Origin of the sequence: Pseudomonas spelaei, assembly GCF_009724245.1 — a bacterium.
GTDB classification, from domain to species: Bacteria; Pseudomonadota; Gammaproteobacteria; order Pseudomonadales; family Pseudomonadaceae; genus Aquipseudomonas; species Aquipseudomonas spelaei.
In genome coordinates, this window is record NZ_WNNK01000026.1 from 50656 (window position 1) to 75227 (window position 24572).

Consider the following 24572-nt stretch of genomic DNA (forward strand, 5'->3'; position numbering starts at 1 on the left):
CCGCACGCTATTTTTTTGCGCAGTCCCTCGCGGCAAACCCGCTCGTCTTCGGGCACTTATGTGGCAGCTGAAAACGGACTTTCTCCCCAACTGTATCCGACTCAAAAAAGCAGGTTACTCCCATGCAGTTCAGCGAATTATTGGCAGTTCTTTCCACCTACCCGATCCGTCTGCAACTGGAAGAAGGCGACTTGATCATCCTGGGTGACGACGATGCGCTGGATGACGCGCTGTGGGACCAGTTGATTGCGCACAAACCCCAATTGCTGGAGCTGGTGGCCCAACACGGCGGTGACTGGCTGAGCCCGGCCTATCGCATCACCCCGGATATGCTGCCGCTGGTCACGCTCGACCAACAGGCCATCGATCGCATTGTCGCGACCGTTCCGGGTGGGGCGGCCAACGTGCAGGATATCTACCCGCTGGCGCCGCTGCAGGAAGGCATGCTCTACCACCACGTGTCCTCGCGCGAGGGCGATCCCTACGTGCTGCACGCGCAGTTTGTGTTCGACAACCGTGCCCGCCTTGAGGCTTTTTCCGAGGCGCTGCAATGGGTGATCGATCGCCATGACATCCTGCGTACTTCAATGGTCTGGGAGCGCCTGGACGAGCCGTTGCAAGTGGTCTGGCGCCAGGCCCGCCTGGTGTGTGAAGAAGCGCTGTTCAGCGCCACCGACGGTGATGCCCTGACGCAATTGCGGGCCCGCTACGATGCCCGCGATTACCGCATGGACCTGGGGCAGGCGCCGTTACTGCGCCTGGTATTTACCGAAGACCCCCTCCACCAGCGCATGGTCGCCATGCTGCTGTTTCACCACACCATTCTCGATCACACCGCCCTCGACGTGGTGCGTCGGGAAATCCAGCTGTACCTGGCCGGGCAGGCGGAACTGGCCGGCACGCCCGTACCGTTTCGCGGCTACATCGCCCAGGTACGCCAAGGCGTCAGCGAGCAGGCGCATGAAGCGTTCTTTCGCGGGATGTTGGCGGACATTGATGAGCCGACGCTGCCCTTCGGCCTGAACGAAGTGCAGGGCGATGGCCATGGTATTGATGAGGCCCGTATCACGGTCGAGCATGACTTGAGCCAGCGCCTTCGGGCCCAGGCACGTTCACTCGGTGTCAGCCCGGTGAGTATGATGCACCTGGCGATGGCCAGGGTGCTGGGCCAGGTGTCCGGTCGTGAGAGCGTGGTGTTCGGCACCGTGATGCTCGGCCGCATGGGCGCCGGTGAGGGTTCTGATCAGGCCTTGGGCATGTTCATCAACACCCTGCCATTGCGGGTCGATGTGGGTGAGCAAGGCGTGCGCGCCGGAGTCAAGGTCACCCATGAGCGGCTGACCGCGTTGCTGAATCACGAACATGCGTCTTTAGCCCTGGCCCAGCGTTGCAGTGCAGTGGCGGCGCCGACGCCGTTGTTCAGCGCCATCCTCAACTACCGCCACAGCGACGCTGCGGACACCGCCGATGTCATCGAGATCGCCGAAGGCATCCAGGTACTGGGCGCCGAGGAGCGCACCAACTACCCGCTGACGGTCAACGTCGATGACCTCGGCGAGGACTTTGCATTGACCGTACTGGTGGACACCGCCATCGGCGCCACGCGTATTGCCGGTTACCTGCACAAAGCCCTCGAAAGTCTGGTGCAGGCCCTGGAACAATCCCCGGATGCCGCGCTTCACAGCCTGGACATTCTGCCGGCCGCCGAGCGTCAGCACTTGCTGTTTGGCTTGAACGACACCGCCATCGACTACGACCTCAACCAGACCATTCATGGTCTGTTCGAGCAGCAGGTCCTGCGTACCCCGAGCGCGGTGGCCCTGCAAGCCGGCGATCAGCAACTGACTTACGCCGAGCTTGACCAGCGTGCCAACCAATTGGCCCATCACCTGCGTGAGCTGGGTGTACAACCGGACACCCGAGTGGCGATCTGCGTCGAGCGTGGCCTGGACATGATGATTGGCTTGTTGGCGATCCATAAGTCCGGTGGCGGTTATGTGCCGCTGGACCCGGCCTACCCGCTGGAGCGCATCGCCTACATGCTGCAGGACAGCGCCCCGGTGGCGGTGCTGGTGCAAACCGCGACCCGTCCGCTGCTGGGCGCGGTGACCGTACCGGTGGTGGACCTGGACTGTTGCACCTGGCAACAGCAACCCACCGGCAAGCCGTCAGTTCCCGAACATACGGCACACCACCTGGCCTATGTGATTTACACCTCCGGCTCCACCGGACAACCGAAGGGTGTCAGCAACGAGCACGGCGCGGTGGTTAACCGTCTGTTGTGGGGGCAGGGCGCCTACGGCCTGACGGCTGGCGATATCGTGCTGCAGAAAACCCCGTTCAGCTTTGACGTGTCGGTTTGGGAGCTCTTCTGGCCGCTGATCACGGGGGCAAAACTGGTCATGGCGCGCCCGGGCGGCCACAAGGATCCGGCCTACCTGCGGGAGGTGATCGCCGCCGCTCGGATCACCACGATGCACTTTGTACCGTCGATGCTCGATGTATTCCTGGCCTTCGGTGATATCAGCCAGAGCAACGGGCTGGTCCGGGTCATGTGCAGTGGTGAAGCTTTGCCGGGGAGCCTGGTCCGGCGCTTCAAGCAACAATTGCCGGGCTGCGAGCTGCATAACCTGTATGGTCCGACCGAAGCCGCCGTGGAAGTCACCGCCTGGGATTGCGCCGGTCCTGTCGAGCAGGTAGCGGACAACACCCCCATCGGCAAGCCGATTGCCAACACCCGCATGTACTTGCTGGACGCGCAGTTGCAGCCGGTGCCTTTGGGGGTGATCGGTGAGCTGTTTATTGGCGGGGTGCAGGTGGCGCGGGGTTACCTGAACCGTCCGGAGCTTACCGCCGAGCGCTTTCTCAAGGACCCGTTCACCGACGGCCGGATGTACCGCACTGGCGATATTGGGCGCTTCCTTGAAGGCGGCGCCATCGAGTACCTGGGGCGTAACGATGACCAGGTGAAAATTCGCGGCTTGCGCATCGAACTGGGGGAAATCCAGGCGCGCCTGAGTGACTTCCCGAGCGTCAAGGAAGCCGTGGTGCTGGCCCGTGAAGACGTTCCGGGAGACAAACGCCTGGTGGCGTACTACACCGGTACACCGGCCGAGATCGAAAGCCTGCGGGCGCACTTGCTGGAACAGTTGCCGGACTACATGGTGCCGATGTTGTTCGTGCACCTCGACGCCTTCCCGCTCAACCCCAACGGCAAGCTCGATCGCAAGGCCTTGCCCGCGCCGGGCCTGGGCTCGTTGATTGCCCGCCAATACGAAGCCCCGGTCGGGCAAACCGAAATCACCCTGGCCAGACTCTGGGCCGAATTGCTCAACGTGGAGCAGGTCGGCCGTCACGACCATTTCTTTGAATTGGGTGGCCATTCGTTGATGGCGGTGAAGTTGATCGAACGCATGCGCCAGGTGGAGTTGAGCGCCGACGTGAAAGTGCTGTTTGGCCAACCCACCCTGGCCGCGTTGGCGGCGGCGGTAGGCGGACAGCATGAGGTACGGGTGCCGGCCAACCGGATTGCCGCAGACAGCCTGCGGATCACCCCGGACATGCTGCCCCTGGTGGCGCTGGACCAGGCGGCCATCGACCAGATCGTTGCCACGGTGCCGGGCGGTATCGCCAATGTGCAGGATATCTATGGCCTGGCACCGTTGCAGGCCGGCATCTTGTACCACCACCTGTCGACGACCCAGGGCGATCCCTATGTGTTGCAGGTGCAATTCAGCTTTACCGACGAGCCGGCGGTGCAGGCCTTTGTCGGCGCCCTGCAAAGCGTCATCGCCCGCAATGACACCCTACGTACCAGCGTGCTGTGGGAAGGGCTGGACGAACCGGTGCAAGTGGTTTGGCGCCAGGCGCCCCTGGCGGTGGAGCGTATCGAGGTCGAGCCGCAACACAGCGACGTCCTGCAACAGTTACAGCAACGTTTCGACCCGCGTCAGTACCGACTGGACTTGTCCCGGGCCTCGCTGATGCGCCTGGCCTATGCCGAAGATCCGCAGCAGGGCCGTTGGGTCGGCATGCTGCTGTTGCACCATATCCTGTTGGATCACACCGGACTGCACGTGCTGGTGAATGAAGTGAGCGCTTACCTGGCAGGGCGCGGTGCGCAGTTGCCCGATGCCGTGCAGTATCGCAACTACGTGGCCCAGGCGCGGCTGGGCGTGAGCAAGGAGGCCCATGAGGCGTTCTTCAGCGAGATGCTGGGGGATATCGATGAGCCCACCCTGGCGTTCGGCTTGCAGGACGTCAACCGTGACGGCAGTGGCATCCGTGATGCGCACCTGGCGCTGGACCCGGCACTGAGCCTGGGCCTGCGGGAGCAGGCGCGCCAGTTGGGTGTCAGCGCTGCGAGCCTGGTGCACATGGCCTGGGCTCAGGTGCTGAGCCAGGTATCGGGCCGCGAAGAGGTGGTGTTCGGTACCGTTTTGCTGGGGCGGATGCAGGGTGGCGAGGGTGCGGATCGGGCCCTGGGGATGTTCATCAATACCTTGCCGTTGCGGGTCAGCGTCAGCAGCGCCGGTGTGCAAGCCGGCGTGCGCGCCACCCACGCACGCCTGGCGCAGTTGCTGGGGCATGAGCATGCTTCATTGTCCCTGGCCCAGCGTTGCAGCGGCGTACCGGGTTCGTTGCCGCTGTTCAGTACGTTGCTCAATTACCGTCACAGTGCGCCGGAAGAGGCACCGGGTGACAGCCCGTTTGCCGGCGCCGGGATCGAAGTGCTCAGCGCCGAGGAGCGCACCAACTACCCGCTGGTGGTGAGTGTCGACGACCTCGGACAGGGTTTCTCCCTGACGGTGCAAGGGGTGGCCGAGGTGGACGTGAACCGCGTCGCCGACTACCTGTACACAGCGCTGCGCAACGTGGTGACGGCGTTGCAACAGGCCCCGGCGACGCCGTTGCAGGCTATTTCGATCCTGCCGCACGCCGAGCGTGAGCTACTGCTGAAGTCGTTCAATGATACCGCGCGCGAATACCCGGCCGAGCAGACAGTGCAGGCCCTCTTCGAAGCCCAGGCCGAGGCCAGCCCGGACGCGGTGGCGGCGGTGCATGGCGAACGGTCCGTGAGTTACAGCGTGCTCAACCGTCGGGCCAACCGCCTGGCTCATTACCTTATCGCTCAGGGCGTCAAGCCGGGTGACAGCGTGGCGATCCTGCTGCCACGTTCCATCGACATGCTGGCCAGCCAGTTAGCGATTCTCAAGTGTGCGGCAGTCTACGTGCCACTGGACATCAATGCCCCCGCCGAGCGCCAGGGTTTCATGGTCCAGGACAGCGGCGCTGCAGCCGTGCTGACCCATGCTGATGAGGTCGTCGACTACGCCGTCCTGCGGATTGACCTGGATACCTTGGCCCTGGACAGCGGTGCGCAACATAACCCCGACATTGCCCAGTCGTCCGAAGACGTGGCGTACATCATGTACACCTCCGGCTCCACGGGCACCCCGAAAGGTGTGCGGGTGCCGCACCGTGCCGTGACACGGTTGGTGATCAACAACGGCTACGCCGATTTCAACCCGCACGACCGCGTGGCCTTTGCCTCGAACCCGGCGTTTGACGCCAGCACCCTCGACGTCTGGGCACCGTTGCTCAACGGCGGTTGCGTGGTGGTGGTTGAACATGCGGTACTGCTGTCCCAGGCAGCCTTTGCCTCGCTGTTGCAGGAGCAGTCCGTCAGTGTGTTGTGGATGACCGCCGGCCTGTTTCACCAGTACGCCGACGGCTTGATGTCGGTGTTCCGTCAGTTGCGTTACCTGATCGTTGGTGGTGATGTGCTTGACCCGCTGGTGATCGGTCGGGTGCTCAAGTACGGCGCACCGCAACACCTGCTCAATGGCTACGGCCCCACCGAAGCCACGACCTTTTCCACGACCCACGAGATCACCACGGTGGGCGAGAGTGGCATCTCGATTGGTCGACCGATTGGCAACAGCCGTGCCTATGTGCTGGACGCCCGTCGGCAACCGGCACCGTTGGGGGTGGTCGGTGAGTTGTATATCGGTGGTGCGGGTGTGGCCAAGGGTTACCTGAACCAGCCGGAACTGACCGCCGAGAAATTTATCAACGACCCATTCGGCGATGGCCTGCTGTATCGCACTGGCGACCTGGCCAGTTGGCAGGCCGACGGTACCTTGCTGTATCAGGGGCGCAACGACAATCAGGTGAAAATTCGCGGCTTCCGTATCGAGCCAGGCGAAATCGAAACCCGCCTGGCCAGCTGTGCCGGGGTGAAGGAAGCCGTGGTGCTGGCCCGCGAGGACGAGCCTGGCGACAAGCGCCTGGTGGCGTACTACACCGCCGAGACCGCGCTGGACATCGATGGACTGCGGGCGCACCTGCAAAGCCAGTTGCCCGACTACATGGTGCCGTCGGCCTATGTCTGGCTGGCGCTGTTGCCGTTGACCGCCAACGGCAAGCTGGACCGCAAGGCACTCCCGGCCCCTGATCAGGCATCGCTGCTGAGCCGTGGTTATGAAGCGCCCGAGGGTGAGGTGGAAATGCTTCTGGCGCAGATCTGGGAGCAAGTGCTCAAGGTTGAACGGGTTGGGCGTCACGATCACTTCTTTGAATTGGGCGGGCATTCACTCTTGGCGGTGAGCCTGATCGAGCGCATGCGCCAGGTCGGCCTGAGCGCCGATGTACGGGTGTTATTCAGCCAGCCAAGCTTGGCGGCGCTGGCCGCTGCCGTGGGCAGCGGTCGGGAGATCGTGGTGCCGGCCAATGGTATTCCACAGGATTGCCAGCACCTCACACCGTCGATGCTGACTCTGGTGAAGCTGGACCAACCGGCCATTGACCGTATCGTCGCGACAGTCCCTGGCGGCAGCGCCAACGTGCAGGACATCTATCCCCTGGCACCGTTGCAGGAAGGCATTCTCTACCACCACATCAGCGCCGAGCAGGGCGACCCGTACCTGCTGCAATCGCGCATGGCCTTTGACAGTCTCGAGCGTTTGCAGGCCTTTACGGGCGCACTGCAAAAGGTCGTGGCCCGGCATGACATCTTGCGCACCAGCGTGGTTTGGGAAGGCCTGGACAGCCCGGTTCAAGTGGTCTGGCGCGAGGCGGAGCTGGTGGTGCAGCAGGTACCGCTGGAGCCGGCCGACGGCCCGATCATCGAGCAGTTGCATGAGCGTTTCGACGCCCGTCACTACCGCCTTGATATTACCCGGGCGCCGCTGCTGCGCATGGTCTACGCCGAGGACGCGGCGAATCAGCGGGTGGCCGCGATCCTGCTGTTCCACCACTTGGCGCTGGATCACACCGCCATGGAAGTGGTCGGCCAGGAAATGCGCGCCTTCCTGTTCAATCAGGCAGATGGTTTACCGCCGGCCGCCCCGTTCCGCAACTACGTGGCCCAGGCCCGACTGGGCGTCAGCGCCGAAGAGCACGAGCAGTTCTTCCGCGACATGCTGGCCGATGTCGATGAGCCGACGCTGCCATTGGGTATCCAGGATGTGCAGGGCGATGGCCGTGATATCGAAGAGGCCGAACAGCCAGTGGACGCGACGCTGGCCCGACGTATTCGCGAGCAGGCCCGTCAGTTGGGTGTCAGTGCCGCGAGCCTGATGCACCTGGCCTGGGCTCAGGTGCTGGGGTTGGTCTCCAGCCGTCAGGACGTAGTGTTTGGCACGGTTCTGATGGGGCGTATGCAGGCCGGCGAGGGCGCCGACCGGGCACTGGGGATGTTTATCAACACCTTGCCGCTGCGGGTGAATATCGCGGCGGGTGCCGTGGACGGGGTCAAGACGACCCATGCCCGGTTGACCGCGCTGCTGGGCCATGAACACGCCTCTTTGGCCCTGGCCCAGCGGTGCAGTGGGGTGGCTGCTTCGGTGCCGTTGTTCAGCGCCTTGCTCAACTATCGCCACAGCACCCCGAGTGAGATGGCCCGGGACGGTGAGGGTATCTGGGAAGGGGTGCAGTTGTTGGGGGGCGAGGAGCGTACCAACTACCCGCTGACTCTGAGCGTTGATGACCTCGGCGAAGGTTTCGGCTTGGCCGTGCTGGCGCTGGCCTCCATCGGAGCACAGCGCCTGTGTGGTTACATGCACAGCGCCCTGGAACACCTGGTGTGTGCCCTGGAGCAGGCTTCGCAACAGCCACTGAACCAGTTGCCGATCCTGCCGGCCACCGAGCGTGAAACGTTGTTGCGCACATTCAACGCGACCGCCCGTGACTATCCTCGGGGCCAGACGGTTCATGCTGCCTTCGAGCGTCAGGCCGCGTGCCTGCCGGACGTCATCGCGGTGCTCCAGGATGGGCAGCGCCTGAGCTATAGGGCACTTAACCAGCGGGCCAACCAATTGGCCCATTACCTGCTGGAACGTGGTGTGCAGCCAGACGATCGAATCGCGATCTGCTGCCGTCGCGGCCCGCAGATGCTGGTGGGTTTGCTGGCGATCCTCAAGGCTGGAGCCGGCTACGTGCCGATTGACCCGGCCTATCCGGCCGAGCGCATTGCCTACCTGTTGCAAGACAGCGCCCCGGTCGCGGTGTTGGCCGAAGCCAGCACCCGTGGCTTGCTGGGCGATGTCGATACGGTCGATTTACACGGTACCGCTTGGCAGCACCACGAAGTGACCAATCCCGTGGTCGCCTGCCTGACGCCTGCGCACCTGGCCTACGTGATTTACACCTCAGGCTCTACCGGCCAGCCCAAAGGGGTGATGGTGGAACATCGCACGCTGGAAAACCTGGTGCACTGGCATTGTGAGGCGTTCGACCTGAATGCCCTGAGCCACACCAGCAGTGTCGCCGGTTTCGGCTTCGATGCCATGGCGTGGGAAGTCTGGCCGGCGTTATGTGCCGGCGCGACCCTGCATCTGCCGCCGGCTGAGGTGGGCAATGAAAACATCGATGAACTGTTGGCCTGGTGGCTGGCGCAACCGCTGGACGTCAGTTTCCTGCCGACCCCGGTGGCCGAATACGCCTTCAGCCAGAACCTGGAGCACCCGACCTTGCGCAGCCTGTTGATCGGCGGCGATCGTCTGCGCCAGTTCACTCACGAGCGACGCTTCGAGGTGATCAACAACTACGGCCCGACCGAAGCCACCGTGGTCGCTACCTCCGGTCGCGTGTATGCCGGGCAGCCGCTGCATATCGGCAAGCCGATGGCCAATGCCACGGTGTACCTGCTGGATGAACAACACCGGCCGGTGCCGGTCGGTGTGACGGGTGAGTTGTACGTGGGCGGCAGCGGCGTGGCCCGGGGTTACCTGAACCGGCCGCAAATGACCGCCGAACGCTTCCTGCAAGACCCGTTCAACCCCGGCCGTATGTACCGCACCGGTGACCTGGCGCGTTGGCTGCCGGACGGCAACCTCGAGTACCTGGGCCGCAACGACGACCAGGTAAAAGTCCGGGGCATGCGCATCGAACTGGGCGAGATCGAAACCCGTCTGGCGGCGCTGGAGGGCGTGAACGAAGCCGTGGTGCTGGTGCGCGACGGTCGGCTGGTCGCCTGGTTCACCGCAGCCTCGACGCTGGATATCGAAACACTGCGGGCCGAGTTGCACAGCCAATTGCCCGACTACATGGTGCCGGTGGCCTACGTGCAGTTGGATACGTTGCCGCTGACCGCCAACGGCAAGCTGGACCGCAAGGCGCTGCCTGCGCCGGATCAGGCGGCCATGCTCAGTCGTGAATACGAGGCGCCACAAGGCGAGGTGGAAACCACCCTGGCGCGGATCTGGGCCGAGGTACTGCAGGTCGAACAGGTGGGGCGTCATGATCATTTCTTTGAGCTGGGCGGCCATTCGTTGTTGGCGGTGAGCTTGATTGAACGCATGCGCCAGGCGGGGCTGAGTGCCGATGTGCGGGTGCTGTTCAGTCAACCCACCCTGGCGGCGCTGGCGGCCGCCGTGGGCAGCGGACGGGAAGTGGTGGTGCCGGCCAATGGCATTGCGGTGGATTGCCAACGGATTATCCCGGCCATGCTGTCGCTGGTGGAACTCGACCAGTCGGCCATCGACCGGATTGTCGACAGCGTGCCGGGTGGCGCGGCCAATGTGCAGGACATCTACCCGCTGGCACCGTTGCAGGAAGGCATTTTTTATCACCACTTAAGTGCCGAAGAGGGCGACCCTTACTTGCTGCAATCACGCTTGGCCTTCGACAGTGTCGAGCGTTTGCAGACATTTGCCCGGGCGCTGCAGCAGGTGATTGACCGTCATGACATCTTGCGCACCAGCGTGGTATGGGAAGGCTTGCAACAGCCGTTGCAAGTAGTGTGGCGCAAGGCCGATCTGACGGTGCAAGAGGTGGCGCTGGACGGCAGTGTCGGGGATATCCTGAACCAACTGCACACTCGCTTCGATGCTCGTCACTATCGCCTGCCGATGTCCCAGGCACCATTAGCGCGCTTGGTGTTTGCTCAGGATCGGAGCCAGCAGCGTGTGGTGGCCATTTTGCTGTTTCACCACATTGTCCTGGACCACACTGCCCTTGACGGCGTACGCCACGAAATGCAGGCCAGTCTGCTGGGCCATACCGAGGCCCTGGGCGAGGCGATTCCTTATCGCAACTACGTGGCTCAGACGCGCTTGGGCGTCAGCGAACAGGAGCATGAAGCGTTCTTTCGCGAGATGCTCGGTGATATTGCTGAGTCGACGCTGCCGTTCGGCCTCACGAATGTGCAAGGCGATGGTACTGCCATCGAAGAAGCCCAGCGCGAGTTGCCAGCGGCCTTGAGTCTGCGCGTGCGAACCCAGGCGCGGTTGCTGGGTGTCAGTGCCGCCAGCCTGTTCCATCTGGCTTGGGCCCAGGTCTTGGGCGGCACGTCCGGTCAGGACCGCGTGGTGTTCGGCACCGTACTGCTGGGCCGCATGCAAGGTAGCAAGGGCAGTGAGCGGGCTCTGGGGATGTTTATCAACACCCTTCCAGTGCGGGTGGATCTCGGAGAAATCGGCGCCCGGGCGGCGGTCAAATCGACCCACGCGCGGCTGACCGCGCTACTGGGGCACGAACATGCTTCTTTGGCCCTGGCCCAGCGTTGCAGTGGCGTTGCAGCGCCGCTGCCGCTATTTAGCGCCATGCTCAACTATCGCCACAGCGACAGCCAGCAGGCGGTAGTTTCCCCGGCCTGGCAAGGTATCGAAACACTGTCCAGTGAGGAGCGCACCAACTATCCGTTGACCTTGAATGTTGACGACCAGGGTGACGGCTTTCGCCTGACGGCGATGGCGCCCGCGCCCATGGGTGTGCAACGGATCTGCGGCTATATGCAGACGGCATTGCAATGGCTGGTAGAGGCGCTGGAGCAGGCACCGCAACGCGCACTCAATCGCTTGTCGATTCTGGGTGACGAGGAGCGTGAACAACTGCTGTTCGGCTTCAACACCACCGCTGTGGATTACAACCTCGACCAGACCCTCCACGGGATGTTCGAAGGCCAGGTGCTGCGCACCCCGAATGCCTTGGCGGTACAGGCCGGTGAGCAGCGACTGACGTATAGCGAGTTGAACACGCGTGCCAACCAGTTGGCGTATCACCTGCGCGAGCAAGGTGTAGGGCCGGATTCGCGCGTGGCGATCTGCGTCGAGCGTGGCCTGGACATGGTGATTGGCCTGTTCGCCATCCTCAAGGCCGGCGGCGGTTATGTACCACTGGACCCGGCGTATCCGCTGGATCGCCTGGCCTACATGCTGCAAGACAGCGCGCCGGCGGCGGTGCTGGTGCAAGGCGCTACGCGTGCGCTACTGGGCGAGGTGAGCATGCCGGTGGTGGATCTGGACCACAACACCTGGCAGCACCAGAGCGTCGACAACCCGCAGGTACCTGGGTTGACCGCGCAGCATCAGGCCTACGTGATCTACACCTCCGGTTCCACCGGTCAACCCAAGGGTGTGATCAACGAACACGCCGGGGTGGTCAACCGCCTGTTGTGGATGCAGGACGCCTATGGCCTGACGGCCAGCGATACGGTCTTGCAGAAAACCCCATTCAGTTTCGACGTGTCGGTGTGGGAGTTCTTCTGGCCGCTGTTCACCGGTGCGCGGCTGGTCATGGCACGCCCGGGCGGCCACAAGGATCCGGCTTACCTGTGCGAAGTGATCGCCGCCGAACAGATCACCACCTTGCACTTTGTGCCGTCGATGCTCGACGTGTTCCTGGCCCACGGCGATGTCAGCCAGGCGGCCGGCCTGGTGCGGGTGATGTGCAGCGGCGAGGCGTTGCCGGGCAGTCTGGTACGACGCTTCAAGCAGCAATTGCCGGCCAGCGAGTTGCATAACCTGTACGGCCCGACCGAAGCGGCGGTGGACGTGACGGCGTGGAACTGCGCCGGCCCCGTGACACCGGACAACACGCCGATCGGCAAGCCGATTGCCAACACCCGGATGTACCTGCTGGACGGTCAAATGCAGCCGGTGCCATTGGGTGTGGTCGGCGAGTTGTTTATCGGCGGTGTGCAGGTGGCGCGCGGTTACCTGCACCGTCCGGAACTGACCGCCGAACGCTTCCTCAAGGACCCGTTCAGCGACGGTCGGATGTACCGCACCGGCGACGTCGGCCGCTACCTGCCCGACGGTACTATCGAGTACCTGGGGCGCAACGATGATCAGGTGAAGATCCGTGGCCTGCGCATTGAGCTGGGAGAAATCCAGGCCTGCTTGACGGCTTACCCGCAGGTCAACGAAGCGGTGGTGCTGGCCCGTGAAGACGTGCCGGGGGACAAGCGCCTGGTGGCTTACTACACCGGCGTCAAGGCCGAGATCGAACGCCTGCGCGCCCACCTGCTGGAGCAGTTGCCCGACTACATGGTGCCGGCAGTGTTTGTTCACCTGGACGCGTTGCCGCTGACACCTAACGGCAAGTTGGACCGCAAGGCACTTCCGGCACCGGGCCTTGAGTCGCTGATCGTGCGTGAATACGAAGCGCCTGTTGGAGACACCGAGGTCACCCTGGCCAGGCTTTGGGCGCAATTGCTGAAAGTGGAACGGGTAGGGCGCCATGACAACTTCTTTGAGCTGGGTGGGCACTCGCTGCTGGCGGTCAGTCTGATCGGGCTGCTGCGCCAGGAAGGCATCGAGGCGGATGTCAGGGCGTTGTTCGAGCAACCGACCCTGGCCGGCTACGCCGCAATGACTGAACGAATGGAGATCGTCCTGTGAGCATCATCAAACTGCTGGCGACGCTGAAAACCAAGGATATCCAACTGGCACTCAAGGGCGATCAGTTGTCGGTGCAGGGCAACAAGCAGGCATTGAGCGACCCGGCCGTATTGGCTGCCCTGCGTGAGCACAAACCGGCGCTGATCGAGTTGATCAAGACCGGTCAGTATTCGGCGACCAAGGCCGGCGAGGTGGAGGTTCCTGCCAACGGTATACCGGCAGATGCCAGCCGCATTACCCCGCCAATGTTAACGCTCTCGACCTTGAGTCAGGACGCGATTGACCGCATCGTCGCGACCGTCGATGGGGGGGCGGCCAATGTCCAGGATATCTACCCCTTGGCGCCTTTGCAGGAAGGCATTCTTTACCACCATGTGAGTGCCGGGCAGGGCGATCCGTACATCATGCAATCGCAGTTCGCCTTCGACAGCCTTGAGCGCCTGAATGGATTTGCCCAGGCCTTGCAGAAGGTTATGGACCGCCACGATATCCTGCGCACCGGGATTGTCTGGGAGGGGTTGGAAGAGCCGTCGCAGGTGGTCTGGCGTACGGCGCAGCTACCAGTTCAGGCCGTTGAGCTGGATCCAACCGAAGGGGCAATTGTCACCCAGTTACATGCCCGGTTTGATGGCCGCCATTACCGCCTGGACGTGACCCGGGCGCCGCTGCTGCGCCTGGTATACGCCAACGACCCGGCCAATCAGCGCATTGTCGCGATGCTGCTGTTCCACCACATGGCCCTGGATCACAGCGCCCTGGACGTGGTGCGCCAGGAAATGCAGGCCTGCCTGCAAGGCCACGCGCACCTGTTGAGCTTGCCCGTGCCGTTTCGTAACTACGTGGCGCAGGCGCGGTTAGGCGTCAGCGAGCAGGAACACGAGGTGTTTTTCCGCCAGATGCTGGGGGATGTCAACGAACCGACCTTGCCCTTCGGCCTGCAGGACGTCCAGGGGGATGGGCGCGGCATCCAGGAAATCAGCCTGGCGCTTGCGCCCGACCTGAGCCTGAGTCTGCGTACCCAGGCCCGACAATTGGGCGTGAGTACGGCGAGCCTTTTTCATATGGGCTGGGCTCAGGTGCTGGGCGCGCTGGCCGGCAAGGAACAGGTGGTATTTGGCACGGTGTTGATGGGGCGTATGCAGGGTAGCCACGACACGGACCGGGCGCTGGGGATTTTCATCAACACCCTGCCGTTTCGCGTGGATGTAGGCACGCAAGACGTGCGCTCCGGGGTCAAGGAGACCCATGCGCGGCTGACCACGATGATGCGCCATGAGCACGCACCTCTGGCGCTCGCGCAGCGCTGCAGTGGTGTGTTGGCCCCGATGCCGCTGTTCAGTGCCTTGCTCAACTACCGCCACAGTGCCGGGAGCGCGAGTGCCGAGGCCGTGTCGGCGTGGCAGGGTATCGTTGCCTTGAGTTCTGAAGAACGCACCAATTATCCGCTGACCTTGAGTGTCGATGACCTGGGTGAAGACTTCAGCTTGAGCCTTCTGGCCAGCAGTCAGGTCGATCCGCAACGGGTGTGTGGCTACCTGCAAACGGCTCTGGAAAATCTGGCAAGCGCCCTGGAGCAGGCACCGCAAACGGCTGTCAATCAAGTGTCGGTACTGCCCGAGGTGGAGCGCCAACACTTGATGCAGTTCAATGCCACCCAGGCCGCTTATCCGCAAGGCACCACCTTGCACGGCCGTGTGGAAGCTCAGGCCGCGCTGAACCCGGGTGCGCTGGCAGCGGTGTATCAGGGCCAGCACCTGACGTACAGCGAGTTGAATCAACACGCCAATCTGCTGGCCCATCACCTGTTGGCGCTGGGCGTCAAACCCGACGACCGTGTGGCCATTGTCGCCCGTCGCGGCCTGGATACCCTGGCCGGCTTGCTGGCGATCCTCAAATCCGGTGCTTGCTATGTGCCGGTGGATCCGTCCCACCCGGCCGAGCGTCTGAACTACCTGCTCAATGACTGCGCACCGGTAGCCGTGTTGACCCAGCAGGACTTGCTGGCGCGTTTGCCGGCCATGGATGTGCCGGTGATCAACCTCGATCAACACACCGGGCGGCAGCATTCGGCGGCCAATCCACAGGTGGCTGTCACACCGTCCAACCTGGCCTACGTGATCTACACCTCCGGTTCCACCGGCCTGCCCAAGGGCGTGATGGTCGAGCACCATACCGTGGCTAATCTGGTGGACTGGCATTGCACTACGTTCGACCTGCGCCAGGGCCGTCATACCGCCAGCGTTGCTGGCTTCGGTTTCGACGCCATGGCCTGGGAAGTCTGGCCGGCGCTGTGTGCCGGTGCAACGCTGCACCTGCCGCCCGCTCATGACGGCGCTGAAGACGTCGATGGGTTGCTGGACTGGTGGCGTGCACAGCCGCTGGACGTGTGCTTTCTGCCGACGCCGGTGGCCGAATACGCCTTCAGCCAGCACATCGAACACCCGACCCTGCGCACGCTGCTGATCGGTGGCGATCGCCTGCGCCAATTCACTCGCACCCCGACGTTTGCCGTGATCAACAATTATGGCCCCACCGAAGCCACAGTGGTCGCCACGTCCGGCCGGGTCGAGGGGGGGCAGCCGTTGCATATCGGCAAGCCGATGGCCAATGCCACGGTGTACTTGCTGGACGCGCAGCAACGGCTGGTGCCGATAGGGGTCGCGGGCGAGTTGTACGTTGGCGGAAAAGGCGTGGCGCGGGGGTACTTGAACCGCCCGGAACTGACCGCCGAACGCTTTCTGAACGACCCGTTCAATGCCGGGCGCATGTACCGCACCGGCGACCTGGCACGCTGGCTGCCCGACGGTCATATCGAATACCTGGGGCGCAACGACGATCAGGTGAAGGTCCGTGGCGTGCGCATCGAGCTGGGCGAGATCGAAACCCGCCTTAGCCAGCTTCCCGGTATTCAGGAAGCAGTGGTACTGGCCCGTGAAGACCAGCCTGGCCAGACCCGCCTGGTGGCGTACTTCACCGAAAAACCGCAGATCGACCCCTTGGAGGTCGGCGAAATCCGTGCCCATCTGGTGGCGCACTTGCCGGACTACATGGTGCCGGTGGCCTACATGAAGCTGGACGCGCTGCCACTGACCGCCAATGGCAAGCTGGACCGCAAGGCTTTGCCAAAACCAGACTTGGCTGCCGTGTTTACCCGAGAATACGAAGCGCCGATGGGCGAAATCGAAAGCGTGTTGGCGCAGGTCTGGGCCGATGTGCTGCAGCTGGAGCGTGTCGGGCGTCAGGATCATTTCTTTGAGCTGGGCGGTCATTCGCTGCTGGCGCTGCGCATGGTGTCCCAGGTGCGTCAGCGCCTGGGTGTCGATCTGCAGCTTGGCGAGCTGTTCGCCAACGCTGAACTCGCAGCGGTCGCCCAGGTGTTGGCCCAGGCCGGTCGCAGTACGCTGCCGGATATTTTGCCGGCCGCCCGTGACCAGGACCTGCCGCTGTCGTTTGCCCAGCAGCGGTTGTGGTTCCTGGCCCAGATGGAAGGCGCCAATACCGCTTACAACATCCCCGTGGCCCTGCGTCTGCGAGGGCAACTGCATGTCCAGGCACTGCAACGCGCTTTGGCGCAGATCGTCGTGCGCCACGAGACCTTGCGCAGCCGATTTGTCCGGCAGGGTGACGATGCGCTGGTGCAGATTGCATCACCTGAGGCGGTGCTGTGCCTGCCGCTGCAGGATTTGCGCGGGCAACCCGACGCGCAGCCAATACTGGAGGCCCTGATCCGCAGCGAAGCCTCGGCGCCCTTTGATTTGCAGCACGGTCCGTTGCTGCGCGGGTGCCTGGTGATCATGGCTGACGAGCATCATGTGTTGTTGTTGACGATGCATCACATCATTGCTGATGGCTGGTCCATGGGTGTCCTGACCCAGGAGCTGGTGGCACTCTACCAGGCCTTCCGTCTGGGCCAGGCCGATCCATTGCCGCCGCTGGCCATCCAGTACGGCGACTTTGCTGTCTGGCAGCGCTTGTGGCTGAGCGGTGAAGTATTGAAGCGCCAGAGCGACTATTGGCAGCACGCGCTGGCCGGTGCGCCGGCCTTGTTGATGCTGCCTACCGACCGTCCGCGTCCGGCGCAGCAGGACTACACCGGCAGCAGCGTCGAGGTGCAACTGGATGAGCGCTTGAGCGCCGGGCTCAAGGCCCTGAGCCAGCGCCACGGCACCACGCTCTACATGACCCTGATGACCGCTTGGGCAGCGCTGCTCTCACGTCTGTCAGGACAGGACGACGTGGTGATCGGTTCGCCGGTCGCCAACCGCCAGCGTATTGAGGTGCAAGGGTTGATCGGCTTGTTCGTCAACACCCTGGCGGTACGCATCGACACCCGCGGCGAACTGAGCGTCGAAGCCCTGTTGGCCAGGGTCAAGGCGCTGACCCTGGCGGCACAGGAGCATCAGGACCTGCCCTTCGAACAAGTGGTGGAAATCGCCCGGCCGGTGCGTAGCCTGGCTCACAGCCCGCTGTTCCAGACCGTACTGACCTGGGACAGTGCGGATGGCCCGGCCCTGAGTCTGGGGGACTTGACCCTGGAGGGCGTGACTGCCGACAGCCAGATTGCCAAGTTCGATCTGTCCCTGGGCCTGGGAGAAACGGCGGACGGCATTCGCGGCGTCCTGGAATATGCAACGGCGTTGTTCGATCCGGCGACGATGTTGCGGTATATCGGCTACTTCAAACGGCTGCTACAGGCCATGGTCGACAATGACCAGGCGGTGTTGGAGCACGTTGCCCTGGTGGGAGAGCAGGAGCGCAAACACCTGCTGGAAGGCTTCAACAGCACCCAGGTGGATTGCGCCCTTGACCAGACCCTTCACGGCCTGTTCGAAGGCCAGGCGCTACGCACGCCGTATGCCCTGGCAGCACAGGCTGGCGAGCGGCACCTGACGTACGCGCAACTCAATCAACGGGCCAATGCCCTGGCTCGTCACCTGCGGGGGCTGGGAGTGCAGCCTGATGATCGGGTGGCGATTGTCGCCCGGCGTGGCCTGGACACGTTGGTCGGGTTGTTGGCGATCCTCAAGTCCGGTGCCTGTTATGTCCCGGTGGATCCGTCCCATCCGGCCGAGCGCCTGAACTACCTGCTCAGTGATTGCACGCCGGTGGCCGTGGTGACTCAGGCGGACCTGCTCAAACGCCTGCCGTCCCTCGGCGTGCCGGTGATCAACCTGGACAGCTCCACCTGGGAGCACCAGCCCCAGACCAATCCACAGGTCGCGGGCCTGACCCCGTCGAACCTGGCCTATGTGATCTACACCTCCGGTTCCACCGGCCTGCCCAAAGGCGTAATGGTGGAACACCACACGGTGGCCAATCTGGTGGGCTGGCATTGCACCCGTTTCGACCTGGGCCCAGGGCGCCATACCGCCAGCGTTGCCGGCTTCGGCTTTGATGCGATGGCCTGGGAAGTCTGGCCGGCGCTGTGCAGCGGCGCCACTTTGCACCTGCCACCGGCCCACGACGGTGCGGAAGACATCGACGCGCTGCTGAGCTGGTGGCGTGCGCAACCCCTGGATGTGTGCTTCCTGCCTACGCCGGTGGCCGAATATGCGTTCAATCAGCACATCGAGCACCCAACCCTGCGCACGCTGTTGATCGGTGGCGACCGCTTGCGCCAGTTTCCGCAGGCCCAGGGTTTCGAGGTGATCAACAACTATGGCCCCACCGAAGCTACAGTGGTGGCGACCTCGGGGCTGGTCGAGGTCGGGCGTATTTTGCATATCGGCAAGCCCATCGCCAACGTCAGGGTCTACCTGCTGGACTCGCAGCAACGCCCCGTTCCACAGGGCGTGGCCGGCGAGTTGTATGTGGGAGGCAACGGCGTAGCCCGCGGTTATCTGAACCGGCCGGAAATGACGGCCGAGCGCTTCCTCGATGACCCGTTTAACCAAGGGCGCATGTACCGCACCGGCGACCTGGCCCGTTGGCTGGCTGACGGCAATATCGAGTACCTGGGACGCAATGACGACCAGGTGAAAATCCGCGGTGTGCGCATCGAGTTGGGCGAGATCGAAACCTGCCTCAACCAGTGGCCCGGCATCCAGGACGCAGTGGTATTGGCTCGAGAGGACCAACCCGGCCAGACACGACTGGTGGCCTATTTCATCGAACACAAGGCCATTGAGCCCCTGGCTCTTGCCGAAATGCGGGCTCATCTGTTGGCGCACTTGCCGGATTACATGGTGCCGGTTGCCTATGTGAGGCTGGACGCGCTGCCGTTGACGGCCAATGGCAAGCTGGACCGCAAGGCCTTGCCCAAGCCGGACCTGGCGGCGATGTTCTCCCGTGAATACGAAGCGCCTCACGGCGAAATCGAGACGGTGCTGGCCCATATCTGGGCTGATGTGCTGCAGGTGGAGCGCGTCGGGCGCCAGGATCACTTCTTCGAACTGGGCGGCCATTCATTGCTGGCGATGCGCATGGTGTCCCAGGTCCGCCAGCGACTGGGGGTTGAGCTGGCGCTGAGCGATCTGTTCGCCAATGCTGAACTGACGGCCGTGGCCCAGGTTCTGGCTCAGGCAGGGCGCAGTGTCTTGCCGGAAATTCTGCCGGCTGCGCTGGATGAGGACCTGCCGTTGTCATTCGCGCAACAGCGCTTATGGTTCCTGGCGCTGATGGAAGGCGCCAGCACGGCCTATAACATTCCCATCGGCCTGCGTCTGCGCGGCCAACTGCATGTTGAAGCCTTGCAGCACGCCCTGGCGCGGATCGTTGCGCGCCATGAGGTGCTGCGTAGCCGCTTTATCCAACAGGGCGATGACGCCCAGGTGCTGATCGTACCGCCCGAGGACGTGATGCCCCTGGCCTTGCAGGACTTGCGTCAGCACCCTGAAGCCGGGCAGGTGCTGGAGGCCTTGATCCAGGGCGAAGCGTCGGCCCCGTTCGACCTGCAACGTGGCCCGCTGTTGCGTGGGCGTCTGGTGATCATGGCCGACGACCATCATGTGCTGCTGCTGACGATGCACCATATCGTCTCGGACGGTTGGTCCATGGGGGTGCTGACCCGTGAACTGATGGCGCTGTACCGTGCCTTCAGCCAGGGCCTGGCCGATCCGTTGCCGCCGTTACCCATCCAGTACAGCGACTTTGCCGTTTGGCAGCGTCTGTGGCTGAGCGGTGAAGTGCTGCAACGCCAGAACTCGTTCTGGCAGCAGACGCTGGCGGGCGCTCCGGCCCTGTTGATGCTGCCCACCGACCGCCCACGGCCGGCCCGCCAGAATTATGCCGGCAGCAGTGTAGAAGTGCGCCTGAATGACGCGTTGAGTGCCGGGGTCCGAGCGCTTAGCCAACGCCATGGCACCACGCTGTATATGACCATGATGGCTGCCTGGGCCTCGCTGTTGTCGCGCCTGGCCGGCCAGGAAGAAGTGGTGATCGGCTCGCCGGTAGCCAACCGCCAGCGGGCCGAGGTGGAAGGGCTGATTGGGCTGTTCGTCAACACCCTCGCGGTGCGCATTGATACCTCGGGTGAACTGAGCGTCGAAGCGTTGCTCGCCCGGGTCAAGGCCCTGACCCTGGAGGCCCAGGCTCATCAGGACCTGCCCTTCGAGCAAGTGGTGGAAATCACCCGTCCGGTGCGCAGCCTGGCCCATAGCCCGCTGTTCCAGACGCTGCTGACCTGGCAGAGCATCGATGGCCCGGCACTGGCGCTGGGAGACCTGACCCTGGAAGGGGTTGCCGAGCCGAGTCACTTTGCCAAGTTCGACTTGTCGTTGAACCTGGGTGAAGGGCAAGGCGGCATCAGCGGTACCCTGGAATACGCCACGGCATTGTTCGATGAGTCGACGATGGTGCGTTATGTCGGCTACTTCAAGCGGGTATTGCAGGCCATGGTCGATAATGATCAGGCGGTGCTGGAACACACGCTGTTGCTGGATGACGCGCAGCGGCATCACCTGCTGGAAGGCTTCAACGCTACCGCGGTTGACTACAACCTCGACCAGACCCTCCACGGGATGTTCGAAGGCCAGGTGCTGCGCACGCCGAATGCCTTGGCGGTACAGGCCGGTGAGCAGCGACTGACGTACGCCGAACTGAACACGCGTGCCAACCAGTTGGCGTATCACCTGCGCGAGCAAGGTGTAGGGCCGGATTCGCGCGTAGCGATCTGCGTCGAGCGTGGCCTGGACATGGTGATTGGCCTGTTCGCGATCCTCAAGGCCGGCGGCGGTTATGTACCACTGGACCCGGCGTATCCGCTGGATCGCCTGGCCTACATGCTGCAAGACAGCGCACCGGCGGCGGTGCTGGTGCAAGACGCTACCCGCGCGCTGCTGGGCGAGGTGAGCGTGCCGGTGGTGAACCTGGACCACAACACCTGGCAGCACCAGAGCGTCGACAACCCGCAGGTGCCTGGGTTGACGGCGCAGCACCAGGCCTACGTGATCTACACCTCCGGTTCCACCGGTCAACCCAAGGGTGTGATCAACGAACACGCCGGGGTGGTCAACCGCCTGTTGTGGATGCAGGACGCCTATGGCCTGACGGCCAGCGATACGGTCTTGCAGAAAACCCCGTTCAGTTTCGACGTGTCGGTGTGGGAGTTCTTCTGGCCGCTGTTCACCGGTGCGCGGCTGGTCATGGCACGCCCGGGCGGCCACAAGGATCCGGCTTACCTGTGTGAAGTGATCGCCGCCGAACAGATCACCACCTTGCACTTTGTGCCGTCGATGCTCGACGTGTTCCTGGCCCACGGCGATGTCAGCCAGGCGGCCGGCCTGGTGCGGGTGATGTGCAGCGGTGAGGCGTTGCCGGGCAGTCTGGTGCGGCGCTTCAAGCAGCAATTACCGGCCAGCGAGTTGCATAACCTGTACGGCCCGACCGAAGCGGCGGTGGACGTGACGGCGTGGAGCTGCGCCGGCCCCGTGACACCGGACAACACGCCGATCGGCAAGCCGATTGCCAACACCCGGATGTACCTGCTGGACGGTCAAATGCAGCCGGTGCCATTGGGTGTGGTCGGCGAGTTGTTTATCGGCGGTGTGCAGGTGGCGCGCGGTTACCTGCACCGTCCGGAACTGACTGCCGAACGCTTCCTCAAGGACCCGTTCAGCGACGGTCGGATGTACCGCACCGGCGACGTCGGGCGCTACCTGCCCGATGGCACTCTCGAGTACCTGGGGCGCAACGATGATCAGGTGAAGATCCGTGGCCTGCGCATTGAGCTGGGAGAAATCCAGGCCTGCTTGACGGCCTACCCGCAGGTCAACGAAGCGGTGGTGCTGGCTCGTGAAGACGTGCCGGGGGACAAACGCCTGGTGGCGTATTACACCGGCCCGGCGGTAGAGGCTGAAACGTTGCGTGCCCATCTGTTGGCGCACCTGCCGGACTACATGGTGCCGTCGGCCTACGTAGGGTTGGCGCAACTGCCGCTGTCGGCCAACGGTAAATTGGACCGCAAGGCCTTGCCGGCGCCCCAAGCTCACGCGTTGATCAGCCAAGCCTATGAGGCGCCGATCAATGCCCTGGAAGAAACCCTGGCACAGTTATGGGCCGAGGTACTGAAGCTGGAACGCGTGGGTCGGCATGACAACTTCTTTGAGTCGGGCGGCCATTCGTTGTTGGCGATCCGCCTGGTCAACCTGATGAAGGGGGCGGGCCTGGCGGTGTCCTTGGCCGAGCTGTTCGAGCACGCCAGTGTTGAGGCTGTGGCCTCGATGCTTAGCCTGCGTACCGAAGCGCCTGCTGACGAGGTGGCGCTGATTCCGGTACGCGCCAGCGGCAGTCAGCCGCCGTTGTTCCTGGTCCACGAGTTCACCGGCCTGGACGCGTATTTCCCGACACTGGGACAGCATCTTGCGGGGGACTTCCCTATCTACGGCTTGCCGGGGGTTACCTTGGGGCAACCCCAGTTGCAGACCATGGAAGGCTTGGCGACGCGCCTGGTGGGGATCATCCGATCTGTCCAGCCTCGGGGCCCCTATCGGTTGGCGGGGTGGTCGTTCGGCGGTGTGTTGGCCTATGAGGTGGCATTGCAGTTGTTGGGTCAGGATGAGCCGGTAGCGTTCCTCGGATTGATCGACAGCTACGTGCCGCGCCTGGCTGGCGAGGGCAAGGCACACTGGTCCGGGCACCACGCGAGCAAACGCCATTTGCTCTTCCATTGCACCGCGTATTGGTCGACACAGGGGGCGGCAGGCGTCGATGCGCTGGCCAGTCTCGAGCAGTTGAGGGCGGACATTTCGCATTTCGACTTCGATGGCTTGTTGCACTGTTGTCGCGATCAGCACCTGTTAAGCCCGGACATGCTGACGGCGACCGCGACGGATGTGCTGCATTTCATCGAGCGGGAAGTGGCTCATGGTCATGCACAGGCGCATTACAGCCTGTTCCCGACCTCGATCCCCGTGCACCTGTTTTGCGCCGAGCATTCGAGCGAACCCTCGTCTCAGGGCTGGAGCGAGGTACTGGTGGCAGGTCAACTGCGGCAGGTTCCGGTACCAGGCGACCACCGCAGCCTGATGCAGGCACCGCATATCCAGAAACTGGGGCAGGCGATCTGCCAGGCGATGGAGGATGGCGAGCCACTGGCTGAGGTGGTCCATCAACCGTTGCTGCGGATTCAGCGCGGTCGGGCAGGGCATGCCCCGATCTTTTGTGTGCCGGGGGCGGGTGACAGTGTCACCGGTTTTGTCGGCCTGACCGAAGCCTTGGGCAGTGATTGGCCGATCCTTGGCCTGCAGCCTCGTGGGCTGGATGGCGAGTCGGTGCCCCATAGTCGGGTGGAGGCGGCTGCGCGGCATTACTTGCAGGCCCTTGAGCATGAATATCCCCATGGGCCGGTGCACCTGATCGGGCATTCGTTTGGGGGCTGGGTGGCGTTTGAGATGGCGGCCAGTTTGCAGGCGCAGGGTCGGGAGGTGGCGTCGCTGACGGTGATTGACAGTGAGTCTCCGGGAGGGAATGGGGTGGTGGGCAAGCCCTACACCACCACCGCGGCACTGTTGCGGTTGATTGAGTCGATGCAACTGGCAGCGGGTAAACCGTTGGGGATTGATCGGGTGCGCTTTGCCGAGCAGGGCGAGGCGGTACAGCGCCAGTTACTGCATGCCGGGATGGTGGGGGCGGGGTTGTTGCCCCAGCGTTCGACCCCGGATGCGATGCATGGGCCGGCGCGTACCTATGCCACTGCGTTACGTACGGTTTATCAGCCGCGCCGGGCGGTCAGTGGTTTGGTGCGGTTGGTGCTGGCTGATGATCCGACGCTGGATGCCTTGGGTAACCAACGCGAGCAAGCGGCGATGATCGAGGGGTGGCGTCGTCATTCGGGGTCGCTGGAGGTCTGGTATGGGCCGGGGAATCATTTCACGCTGCTCAAGGCGCCGAATGTCTACAGTTTGGCGGCTTGGTGGCATGACGGGTTGGCAGTGGCGGCCAGGGAACAGGTGCGTGATGGCCGGCAGTAAAGCTGCATCGATCTGAAGATTTAAGTGAGGCCCGACCACA

The 24572-nt window shown here is 63.5% G+C and carries 2 protein-coding genes; both read left to right on the forward strand.

Features of this window, described 5'->3' with window-relative positions:
* The first annotated feature begins 122 nt into the window (after positions 1–122).
* Positions 123–13124, forward strand: a complete 13002-nt coding sequence (locus GNF76_RS24625) for a non-ribosomal peptide synthetase (protein ID WP_155585683.1) — start codon at positions 123–125, stop codon at positions 13122–13124.
* Positions 13121–24532, forward strand: coding sequence for a non-ribosomal peptide synthetase (locus tag GNF76_RS24630; RefSeq protein ID WP_178123543.1), 11412 nt, complete (start codon positions 13121–13123; stop codon positions 24530–24532). Before GNF76_RS24625 ends, GNF76_RS24630 begins: the two co-directional genes overlap by 4 nt.
* Positions 24533–24572: the final 40 nt, after the last annotated feature.

Excerpts from the sequence above, each read along its gene's own strand:
- GNF76_RS24625 (WP_155585683.1), top strand. The coding sequence starts at position 123 with ATGCAGTTCAGCGAATTATTGGCAGTTCTTTCCACCTACCCGATCCGT.